Source organism: Achromobacter maghribensis (genome assembly GCF_057334215.1).
In genome coordinates, this window is record NZ_JBHFII010000026.1 from 119,283 (window position 1) to 129,285 (window position 10,003).

9 protein-coding genes are annotated in these 10,003 nt (G+C 66.6%); 5 read left to right on the plus strand and 4 right to left on the minus strand.

The genetic code is table 11. The annotated features are described in order from the left end of the window. The 3 genes from ACE039_RS11385 to def all read left to right on the plus strand — a co-directional run. Positions 1 to 789, plus strand: a 789-nt coding sequence (locus tag ACE039_RS11385) for an aminotransferase class V-fold PLP-dependent enzyme (protein WP_485822404.1), incomplete at its 5' end; no start/stop codon positions are given. 11 nt (positions 790 to 800) lie between these two features. Next, positions 801 to 1,196 (plus strand): lactoylglutathione lyase, encoded by a 396-nt coding sequence (gene gloA, locus ACE039_RS11390; RefSeq protein WP_313465204.1) that lies wholly within the window; start codon positions 801 to 803, stop codon positions 1,194 to 1,196. A gap of 4 nt (positions 1,197 to 1,200) precedes the next feature. Continuing rightward, entirely contained in the window at positions 1,201 to 1,734 is a 534-nt protein-coding gene (gene def / locus ACE039_RS11395; protein ID WP_448708941.1) for a peptide deformylase, read from the plus strand. On the opposite strand, the gene ACE039_RS11400 is transcribed toward def, so the two are convergent. Then, on the minus strand, positions 1,731 to 4,016 hold the full coding sequence (locus ACE039_RS11400; protein WP_485822405.1) for an acyl-CoA dehydrogenase: 2,286 nt from the start codon (positions 4,014 to 4,016) through the stop codon (positions 1,731 to 1,733). The two genes, def and ACE039_RS11400, sit on opposite strands and share 4 nt — an antisense overlap. Positions 4,017 to 4,163: 147 nt before the next feature. Here ACE039_RS11400 and ACE039_RS11405 point away from each other — a divergent pair, with 147 nt between their 5' ends. Continuing rightward, the gene (locus ACE039_RS11405) at positions 4,164 to 5,393 is read left to right on the plus strand and encodes a nucleoside recognition domain-containing protein (RefSeq protein WP_485822406.1); all 1,230 of its coding nucleotides are present in this window, start codon (positions 4,164 to 4,166) and stop codon (positions 5,391 to 5,393) included. A 37-nt stretch (positions 5,394 to 5,430) separates the two neighbouring features. On the opposite strand, the gene pyk is transcribed toward ACE039_RS11405, so the two are convergent. Continuing rightward, entirely contained in the window at positions 5,431 to 6,873 is a 1,443-nt protein-coding gene (pyk, locus tag ACE039_RS11410) for a pyruvate kinase (RefSeq protein ID WP_448708943.1), read from the minus strand. A 105-nt stretch (positions 6,874 to 6,978) separates the two neighbouring features. Between pyk and ACE039_RS11415 the strand changes: the two genes are divergently transcribed. Beyond that, positions 6,979 to 8,121 (plus strand): glycerate kinase, encoded by a 1,143-nt coding sequence (locus ACE039_RS11415; RefSeq protein ID WP_485822407.1) that lies wholly within the window; start codon positions 6,979 to 6,981, stop codon positions 8,119 to 8,121. A 115-nt stretch (positions 8,122 to 8,236) separates the two neighbouring features. On the opposite strand, the gene rsmA is transcribed toward ACE039_RS11415, so the two are convergent. Together rsmA and ACE039_RS11425 are read right to left on the minus strand one after the other, a co-directional pair. Continuing rightward, positions 8,237 to 9,028: a 16S rRNA (adenine(1518)-N(6)/adenine(1519)-N(6))-dimethyltransferase RsmA gene (gene rsmA, locus ACE039_RS11420; protein ID WP_105555463.1), complete on the minus strand. Its 792-nt coding sequence runs from the start codon at positions 9,026 to 9,028 to the stop codon at positions 8,237 to 8,239. A gap of 18 nt (positions 9,029 to 9,046) precedes the next feature. Further along, positions 9,047 to 10,003: peptidylprolyl isomerase (locus tag ACE039_RS11425; protein WP_485822408.1), on the minus strand; the 957-nt coding region annotated here is incomplete at its 5' end.

A 10,003-nucleotide genomic window follows, 5' to 3' on the forward strand; every position in this document is an offset into this window, starting at 1 on the left:
CCCCCGGCACTGGAACGGGACCCCACGCTGACGCATCTGGCGCTGGTCTATAGCGAAACCGGCAGCGGCATCTGCCATGACGTGCCCGAGCTGGCTCGCGTTGCCCACGCGATGGGCCGCCGCGTCATCATCGACGCGGTGTCCGCCTTCGGCGCGCTGCCATTGGACCTGTCCGCCCTGCCCGCGGTCGACGCCGTCGTGCTGACGGCCAACAAGTGCCTGGAAGGGCTGCCGGGCGCCGCCTTCGTGGTGGCCCGCGTGGACCGCCTGGAAGCCGCGCGCGGCAACGCGGGCAGCTGGTCGCTGGACCTGGCCGACATCCATCAGCACACGCTGGCGCCCAACGCCGGCCCCCGATTCACGCCGCCCGCGCCTACCCTGGCGGCACTGGCCGTGGCGCTGGGCCTCTTTGAACAGGAAGGCCGAGAGGCCCGTCTGGCCCGCTACACGGCCAACATGCGCACGCTATATGATGGCGTGATCGAGCTAGGCTTGTCGCCCTACTTGCCACGCGACCTGCAGGGCCCCATCGTCGTCAACGTCTGCGCGCCAGACGCCCCGACCTGGAACCTGCAGCTGTTCGTGGATGCCCTCAAGGCACGCGGCTACGTGCTCAGCAATTTCAGCAACACCGAACAACCCACGTTCCGGGTCGGCTGCATCGGCGCCTTTGGCGCGGACCAGATGCGGCAGGCGGTCGTCGCCATGGGCGGCGCACTGCGCGACATCGGCATTACGCGGCAACACTCCGGCAACCCCGGGTTCATGCCCCAACCCCTCATCGCCTAAGGAAGACCTCCATGCGTATGCTCCACACCATGCTGCGAGTCGGCAATCTTGATAAGTCCATCGATTTCTACACCAACGTGCTCGGCATGCGCGTCCTGCGCCGCAACGACTACCCGGAAGGCAAGTTCACGCTGGCGTTCGTGGGTTATCAAGACGAGTCCGAAGGCGCGGTCATCGAACTGACCCACAACTGGGACACCGAAAAGTACGACCTGGGCAACGGCTACGGCCACATCGCGCTGGAAGTGGACAACGCCTACGAAGCCTGTGACAAGGTGAAGGAACGCGGCGGCAAAGTCACCCGCGAAGCCGGCCCGATGAAGCACGGCAAGACGGTCATCGCATTCGTGGAAGACCCCGACGGCTACAAGATCGAGTTCATCCAGAAGAAAGACCGACAAGACTGAAACCATGATTCATCCCATTCTGAAAATGGGCGACCCGCGCCTGTTGCGGGTAGCGGCGCCTGTTGATCGCTTCGACACGCCGGAGCTGCACGCCCTGATCGACGACATGTTCGAAACCATGGCGGCTGCACAAGGCGTGGGTTTGGCCGCGCCGCAGATCGGCGTGGACTTGCAACTGGTGATCTTCGGCTTCGACCGCAACGAGCGCTACCCCGACGCGCCGCCCGTGCCGCAAACCATCCTGTGCAATCCCGTCATCACGCCGCTGTCCAACGAGATGGAAGACGGCTGGGAAGGCTGCCTGTCGGTGCCGGGCCTGCGCGGCCAGGTGCCGCGCTACCGCCACATCCGCTACAGCGGGCGCGACCCCTATGGCCAGTTGATCGAGCGAGAAGCCGAAGGCTTCCACGCCCGCGTGGTGCAGCACGAGTGCGACCACCTGATTGGCCGCCTCTATCCGTCGCGCATCCAGGATTTCTCGAAGTTCGGCTTCACTGAAATCCTGTTCCCGGGCATGGACCCGAACGCCGACGACTAGGCGCTTGGGTTCGCATTTGGGTCGGGATCCTGCGGCGACAACTCCGCTGGCGCGAAATCATCCACCTGCAAGACCTTCGACACCATGCTCTCCGCCGCTTCCAGCTGCGCGGCCTGCGAGTCGGTGATCGCGCCGCGCTGATGCGCTTCGCGCCAGTCGCGCACACCCGATTGGCGCAGACGGTCGCGGATGGGTTGCACGGCGTCCACCAACGCGAAGGCGCGGGCCAGATCCGCCAATGGGTCCTGGCCTGGGCGGCCCGCCCCCAACAGCACGCCGGCGGACGGGGCATTGGCCGGTTCGCGATGCAGATCGGCCGCCAATCGCACATGCGTGGGCGACGGCTTCAGCAGCAGTTCGGCGCACTCGCGCGTCAAGGCGTCATTCGGCCCCCTGGCCAGGCGTAGCGGCAGGATGGCCGCGCGCAATCCCCAGGCCAGCACCCGCCCCGGCAAATTGCGCAACACCTGGTCCAGGCTCTTTTCAATCGTGGCATAGCCCTGCTCCATGCACCAATGCACCAGCGGCAGGTCATCGTGCTTGCGCCCTTCATCCTCCCAGCGCTTGAGCACCGCCGACAGCAGATAAAGCTCGGACAGAATGTCGCCCAGCCGCGCCGAGATCATTTCGCGCCGCTTCAACCCACCGCCCAATTGCGCCAACGTGGCGTCCGCCAGCAACGCGAAGCCGGAGGCATAGCGCCCCAGCCGCCGGTAATGGCCGGCCGTCGGGCCCGACACCGGAGAAGGCGCCAGCACGGCGCCCGTCCAGGCGCGGCCGATGGCGCGCAGCGTGTTCTTTCCGGCATGGCGCAAATGCCGCCAGAACACGTCGTGGAAAACCTCGATGCCGCGCTCTTCGTCCGGATTGGCCAGCGCCAGCATTTCCGGCATCAGGTACGGATGCGCCCGGATAGCGCCCTGGCCGAAGATGATGAGGTTGCGCGTCAGTATGTTGGCGCCTTCGACCGTGATGGCGATCGGCACCGCGCGGTATAAGCCGCCCAGATAGTTGCCGGGGCCGTCCATCACGGCGCGCCCGGCGTGCACGTCCATCGCGGCGTTCACCGAGCTGCGCATCCGCTCGGTCGCGTGGTATTTCATGATGCCCGACACGACGGCCGGCTTCACGTCCTGGTTCAGCGCGGCGCAGGTCAGCCGACGGGCCGCTTCCACCATGTAGGCATTGCCGGCCAGGCTGGCCAACTGTTCCTGCACCCCTTCGAACTTGCCGACCGGGATGCCGAACTGCTCGCGCACCCGCGCATACATGCCCGTGGTGTGCGCGCACATCACGGCGGCGGCGGCCGACAGCGACGGCAGCGAAATGCCGCGCCCCGCGGCCAGCGCGCTCATCAGCATCTTCCAGCCCTGGCCCGCGCGGGCCTCGCCGCCGATCAGGGCGTCTAGCGGAACGAACACGTCGCGGCCGGTGTTGGGACCGTTCTGGAACACCTGCATCGCGGGCAGATGGCGCCGGCCGATCTCCACGCCCGGCGCTTCGGTGGGCACCAGCGCCACCGAAATGCCGATGTCCGTGGGGCCGCCCAGGATGCCGTCGGGGTCGGACATTTTGAACGCCAGGCCCAGCACCGTCGCGACGGGTCCCAGCGTGATGTAACGCTTATGCCAGTTCAGCCGGATGCCGATGAGTTCGCGGCCATCCACGACCTGGCGGCAGACAATGCCCGTATCCACCATGGAGGCCGCATCCGAGCCGGCCTCGGGGCTCGTCAAGCCAAAGCACGGCACCTCTCGGCCATCGGCCAGGCGCGGCAGCCAGTAGTCGCGCTGCGCGGGCGTGCCGAACTGCATCAGCAATTCACCCGGCCCCAGCGAATTCGGCACCATGACCGTCACGCCGGCCGTAATGGAATACGCCGAAATCCGCCTGACGACTTCGGAATGCGCATAAGGGGAAAAGCCCAGGCCGCCGTAACGGCGCGGGATGATCATGCCGAAAAAGCGTTGCGCCTTCAGGAAGGCCCAGACCTGCGGCGGCAGGTCGCGCCGGTTCCAGGTGATGTCCCACTCGTCCAGCATGGCGCACAGCTGCGCGACGGGGCCGTCGATGAACGCCTGCTCTTCGCGGGTCAGCGTGGCGGCGGGCACGTCCAGCAGCTTGCGCCAATCGGGATTTCCCGTGAACAGGTCGGCATCCCACCAGGTGTCTCCGGCCTCGATGGCCTCGCGCTCGGTGGCCGACATGGCCGGCAACGCGTTGCGCGCCCAGCGATACGCGGGTTCCGAGATGCGGCGCCGGCGCCAGGCATTGAAATCCATGCGTGTCCCCCACTGTAATGGCCCTAGGGCGTATCAGGCCAAAGTACCAGAATTGGCGGGGCGCGGCCAAGCCTGGGGGTGCTGACTCTGCGACAATGGGCGTCGCCGCGCTGGTGCGCAATCAACCCCTATCCGGGCACATTCCGCATGCTGAACAAACTCTGGCTGGGCTTTTTCCTGACCGCCGCCGCAGCCGCCCTGTACCGCTGGCTGGCCGTCGGCGACCCCGACGTCTTCCGGCTGATGGTGGCCAGCCTGTTCGACATGGCGCGCGTATCGGTGGAAGTCATGGTGCTGCTGTTTGGCACGCTGACGCTGTGGCTGGGGTTCCTGCGCATCGCGGAAGGCGCCGGCCTGGTGGAAAAACTGGCCCGCCTGCTGGGGCCGCTGTTCGCGCGCCTGATGCCTGGCGTGCCGCGCAACCATCCCGCCATCGGCCTGATCACGCTGAACTTTGCCGCCAACGGCCTGGGACTGGACAACGCGGCCACGCCGATTGGCCTGCGCGCCATGCGCGAGCTGCAGTCGCTGAACCCCACGCCCGAAACCGCCAGCAACGCCCAGATTCTCTTCCTGGTGCTGAACGCATCGTCGCTGACGTTGCTGCCCGTCACGCTATTCATGTTCCGCGCGCAACAGGGTGCGGCCGACCCCACACTGGTATTCCTGCCGATCCTGCTGGCCACCAGCGCGTCCACTTTGGCGGGTTTCGTAGCGGTCGCGGCCTGCCAGCGGCTGCGCCTGACCGATCCCGTCGTGATGTTATGGCTGGGCGGCGCGGCGCTGATCATGGGCGGCTTCATGGCGCTGCTGGCCAGCATGTCGGCCGCCGCCATCGCGTCGCTGTCGTCGCTGCTGGGCAACCTGGCGCTGTTCGGCATCCTGCTGGCATTCCTGGTCGTGGGCGCCTGGAAAAAGGTCCCCGTCTACGAGGCCTTCATCGAAGGAGCCAAGGAAGGCTTCGACATCGCCAAGAGCCTGCTGCCCTATCTGGTGGCGATGCTGTGCGCCGTAGGTGTGCTGCGGGCGTCGGGCGCATTGGATTTCCTGCTTGACGGCATCCGCTGGCTGGCGCAGTACGCCGGCTGGGACTCGCGTTTCGTCGACGCCTTGCCTACGGCGCTGGTCAAGCCCTTTTCGGGCAGCGCGGCGCGCGCCATGATGCTGGAAACCATGGCGCATCATGGTGTGGACAGCTTCCCCGCGCTGCTGGCCGCGATCATGCAAGGCAGCACGGAAACCACCTTCTACGTGCTGGCGGTGTATTTCGGGTCGGTGGGGATTTTGCGCGCCCGCCACGCGGTGGGCTGCGCGCTGATCGCCGACCTGGCCGGCGTGCTGGCCGCGATCGGCGTGTGCTACTGGTTCTTCGGTTAAGCGTCACGGCGGGGCTTGCGCCCCGCCCTTGCCGGCCCTAGTCCACCAGCAGGATCTTCATGCCGTTGGTGCCGCCGCTGTCGCGATAGAAATCGCCCTTGGTCAAGATCACCCAATCGCCCGACTGCACCAGGTTGCGCTTGCGCAATTCGTCGATGGCGGCGTTGCTCAGATCCGCCGGTTCGTAGTCCGACGGCGCGAAGGGCACCGTATAAACGCCACGGAACATCGCCACGCGGTTCTGCGTCAGGCTGTGCGGGCTGTAGCAGTAGATCGGCACGCCGGAACGGATGCGCGACATGATCAACGGCGTGTGCCCGCTTTCCGTCAGCGCGATGACTGCCTTGACGCCGGGAAAGTGGTTGGCCGAATACATGGCGGCCAGCGCGATGGTCTCGTCGCAACGCGTGAAGGTTTCGCCCACGCGGTGATGCGACTTGGTCGTGGTCGGGTGCTTTTCCGCCCCCAGGCACACGCGCGCCATCGCCTGCACCGCTTCCACGGGATACTGGCCCGACGCGCTCTCGGCCGACAGCATGACGGCGTCGGTGTAGTCCAGCACCGCATTCGCCACGTCCGACACTTCCGCGCGCGTGGGCATGGGGCTGGAGATCATCGACTCCATCATCTGCGTTGCCGTGATCACGACCTTGTTCAGCGTGCGCGCGTGCTGGATGATGCGCTTCTGGATGCCCACCAGTTCAGCGTCGCCCACTTCCACGCCCAGGTCACCGCGCGCCACCATCACGCCGTCGCTGGCTCGGATCAGCGAGTCCAGCGCCTCGTCGTCGGCCACCGCTTCGGCGCGTTCGATTTTCGCGATGATCCATGCCTGGCTGCCGGCCGCGGCCAGCAGGGTGCGGGCCTCGTCGATATCGCTTCCGTAGCGCGGGAACGACACGGCCACATAATCAAGTTCCATTTCGGCGGCCAGCTTGATGTCGACGCGATCCTTGTCGGTCAGGCTGGGCGCGGACAGGCCACCGCCGCGGCGGTTGATGCCCTTGTTGTTCGACAGCGGCCCACCCACCGTCACGGTCGTGTGGACCTCGTCGCCTTCGACGCGGTCCACCACCAGCACCACGCGGCCATCATCCAGCAGGAGTTCGTCGCCCACGCGGCAGTCGGTCACCAGCTCGGGGTAATCGATGCCCACGATGCTGGCGTTGCCGGCTTCCTTGGGATGCACGCGCGATAGCGTGAATGGCTGGCCAACCTGCAATTGCACCAGCTTGTCCGTGAAGCGCGCGATGCGGATCTTGGGCCCTTGCAGGTCGCCCATGATGGCGACGAAGCGGCCTTGCCTGGCGGCGATTTCGCGCACCAGACGAGCACGCTCGCGATGGTCGTCCGCGCTGCCGTGCGAGAAGTTCAAACGGGCCACATCCAGGCCTGCGCGGATCAGCGCATCAATGCGTTCGGGCGACGAAGTCGAAGGGCCCAACGTGGCGACAATTTTTGTGCGGCGCAATACAGGCATGACGGTCCACTCTCGCAAAAACAACGAAAGCGCTATGGTACGCCGCCTGCGTCCGCACGGGTATCATGGTCGTCACCCCGACCTTCAACGAGCCCAGCCAAACCCGTGAAAATCGTCATCGCTCCCGACTCTTTCAAAGAAAGCGTTTCCGCGCCGGACGCGGCGGCGGCCATCGCGCGCGGCGTCAAAGCCGCCTGCCCCGGCGCCCACACGATATGCGTGCCGATGGCGGACGGCGGCGAAGGCACGGTAGAAGCCGTGCTGGCCGCCACCGGCGGCAAGGAACAGCAACTGACCGTCAACGATGCGCTGGGCTACAAGGTCGATGCCGTCTGGGGCTTGCTGGAAGACGGCACCGCCGTCATCGAAATGGCCGCAGCGGCGGGCCTGGAATTGATTTCCCCGTCCCGGCGCGCCCCGATGCGCGCCAGCAGCCACGGCGTGGGCGAACTGATGCTGGCCGCCATCAACGCGGGGGCCACGCGCATCATCCTTGGGTTGGGCGGCTCGGCCACCAACGACGCTGGCGCCGGCATGTTGACGGCGCTGGGCGTGCGCCTGCTGGACGCGGAGGGCCATAGCCTGCCGCCCGGTGGCGGCGCGTTGGGCAAACTGGCCAGCCTTGACACGCGCGGGCTGGACCCGCGTCTGGCCGGCATCCGCATCGACATCGCCTCGGACGTCGACAACCCGCTGTGCGGCCCGCACGGCGCCTCGCATGTTTTCGGGCCGCAGAAAGGCGCCACGCCGGAACAGGTGCTGGAGCTGGACCAGATGCTGACGAATTTCGCCGATGTCTGCGCGCGGCACTTGGGCGCCGACCACCGCGACAAGCCTGGCGCGGGCGCCGCCGGCGGCCTGGGTTTCGCGGCTCACGCCTTCCTGCAAGCACACTTCCGGCCCGGCGTCGAAATCGTGGCCGAACTGGGCGGGTTGGCCAAGGCCATCGAAGGCGCCACGCTGGTATTCACCGGCGAAGGCCGCATGGACGCGCAAACACTGCGCGGCAAAACGCCCGCGGGCGTGGCCCGGATCGCGCAGCAGGCCGGCGTGCCGGTCGTCGCGTTGGCGGGATCGCTGGGCGATGGCTACGAAGCGCTGCACGCCTGCGGCATCAGCGCGGCGTTCAGCCTGGCCCCTGGCCCGATCACGCTGCAACAGGCGCTGACGGACGCCGAAAAGCTGCTTGCCGACCGCGCTCGCGATGTGATGCAGCTATGGATGGCGGCGCAGAAGCGCATGCTTTGACCCGCAGCCGGTGCCATTGAACGGAAACGGCGCAACGCGCACAGACCGTCCAACGTCCCCAGGCTGCATCAACAAAAAAGCCCGCTTCAGCGGGCTTTCTGTTGGACACGGTGTTTCAGGTGGATTGCAGAATGCCCGCTTCCACCAACGCATCCGACAAGCGGATGTAGCGGTCCACCGAAATGTCCTCGGCGCGCGCCGTCGGGGCGATGTCCAGGGCTTCCCAGGGCACCTGCGCCGCCCAGTCGGCCAACACGCGACGCAGCATCTTGCGGCGCTGCGAGAACGCGCGTGCCACCACGGTTTCGAACGCCCGCGTGCTGACCGGACGCAGGCGGTCGGCCGGCAGGGGCACCATGCGCACGATGGCCGACACCACTTTGGGCGGCGGATCGAAGGCCTCGGGCGGCACGTCGAACAGCTTGTGCATGCGGTAGCGCGATTGCAACATCACGGAGAGGCGGCTGAAATCGCCCGACCCCGGTTGCGCCACCATGCGGTCGATCACTTCGCGCTGCAGCATGAAATGCTGGTCGCGGATGTGGTCGGCCCACGCCATCAGGTGAAACAGCAGCGGGCTGGAGATGTTGTAGGGCAGGTTGCCCACGACACGCAGCGCGCTGCCGAACTGCGAAAAATCCACCGTCAACGCGTCGGCCTCGACAACGGTCAGGCGGCTGGCCTCGAACTGCTTGCGCAGCCGGGCGGCCAGATCCCGGTCGATCTCGACGGCGGTCAGGTGATCCAACCGCTCAAGCAGCGGCCGGGTAAGCGCAGACAAACCCGGGCCGATCTCGACCACGGCATCGTCACGGGCGGGAGCAACCGCCCGGACGATGGACTCGACGACGCTTTCGTCGGTCAGGAAGTTCTGGCCAAAGCGCTTGCGCGCCTGGTGTTGAGACATGAAAAGCCCGTAATGCGTTTAGCGGTTGTTCTGCTGGATCTTCTGCTGCTTTTCAAGACGGTTATCGACGTACGCTTGTGCGCGCAACTGGTCGAGCCAATCTTCGAAAGCAGGCTGGGCACGGCGTTCGAACAGGGTCTGGCGCGCTTTCATGCGGGCCAATTCGTCGGTGACGTCATGCTGGCGGCGCTCTTCAACTTCGATCAAGTGCCAACCGAAAGGCGACTGGATCGGAGGGCTGATTTCGCCCGGCTTCAAGGCATTCATGGCAGCTTCGAACGGCGGCACGGTTTCACCCGGGTTCAACCATCCCAGCTCGCCGCCTTGCGGCGCGGTCGAGTCCTGCGAATATTGCCGCGCCATGTCTTCGAACTTCGCATCGCCGGCCACCAGGCGCTGACGCACCTGTTCCAGGCGTTGGCGCGCGGTCTCGTCGCTCATGACGGTGGACGTCTTGATCAGGATGTGGCGCGCACGGGTCTGCATGACTTCCGTGGGGCCTTGCGGCGCGGCCGGCGCTTGCGGACGAGCGGCGGGCTGCTGAGGCTGGGGCGCCTGCGCGGGCGCCGGGGCGCGGGCGGTGCGGCCAGGGGCCGGTTGCGCGGTGCCCCGGTCCATCACCTTGATGATGTGGAAACCGTTGCCGCTCTGGATCAGGTTCGTGACTTCGCCCTTCTGCAGATTGCTGATGGCCTTGACGAACAGATCAGGCCAGCCATCCAGCGGACGCACGCCCATGACACCGCCTTGCAAGGCTTCGGGGCCGTCCGAGGACGCCGCCGCCAGGCTGGCGAAATCGTCGCCGCGCTTGGCGCGCGCCAGGATGCCTTCTGCCTTCTTGCGCAAGATGGCCAGCTGTTCGGACGACGAGCCTTCCGGCACACGCACCAGGATCTGCGCCAAGGCGTAGAGCATGGGGCCAGATGGCACGGCGGCCTGCTCGGGCTGGGGTTCCGGCTGCGCCTGCGGCGCCGC

Coding starts and splice junctions, on each gene's coding strand:
- gloA (WP_313465204.1), top strand. CDS start 801: ATGCGTATGCTCCACACCATGCTGCGAGTCGGCAATCTTGATAAGTCC.
- def (WP_448708941.1), top strand. CDS start 1,201: ATGATTCATCCCATTCTGAAAATGGGCGACCCGCGCCTGTTGCGGGTA.
- ACE039_RS11400 (WP_485822405.1), bottom strand. CDS start 4,016: ATGGATTTCAATGCCTGGCGCCGGCGCCGCATCTCGGAACCCGCGTAT.
- ACE039_RS11405 (WP_485822406.1), top strand. CDS start 4,164: ATGCTGAACAAACTCTGGCTGGGCTTTTTCCTGACCGCCGCCGCAGCC.
- pyk (WP_448708943.1), bottom strand. CDS start 6,873: ATGCCTGTATTGCGCCGCACAAAAATTGTCGCCACGTTGGGCCCTTCG.
- rsmA (WP_105555463.1), bottom strand. CDS start 9,028: ATGTCTCAACACCAGGCGCGCAAGCGCTTTGGCCAGAACTTCCTGACC.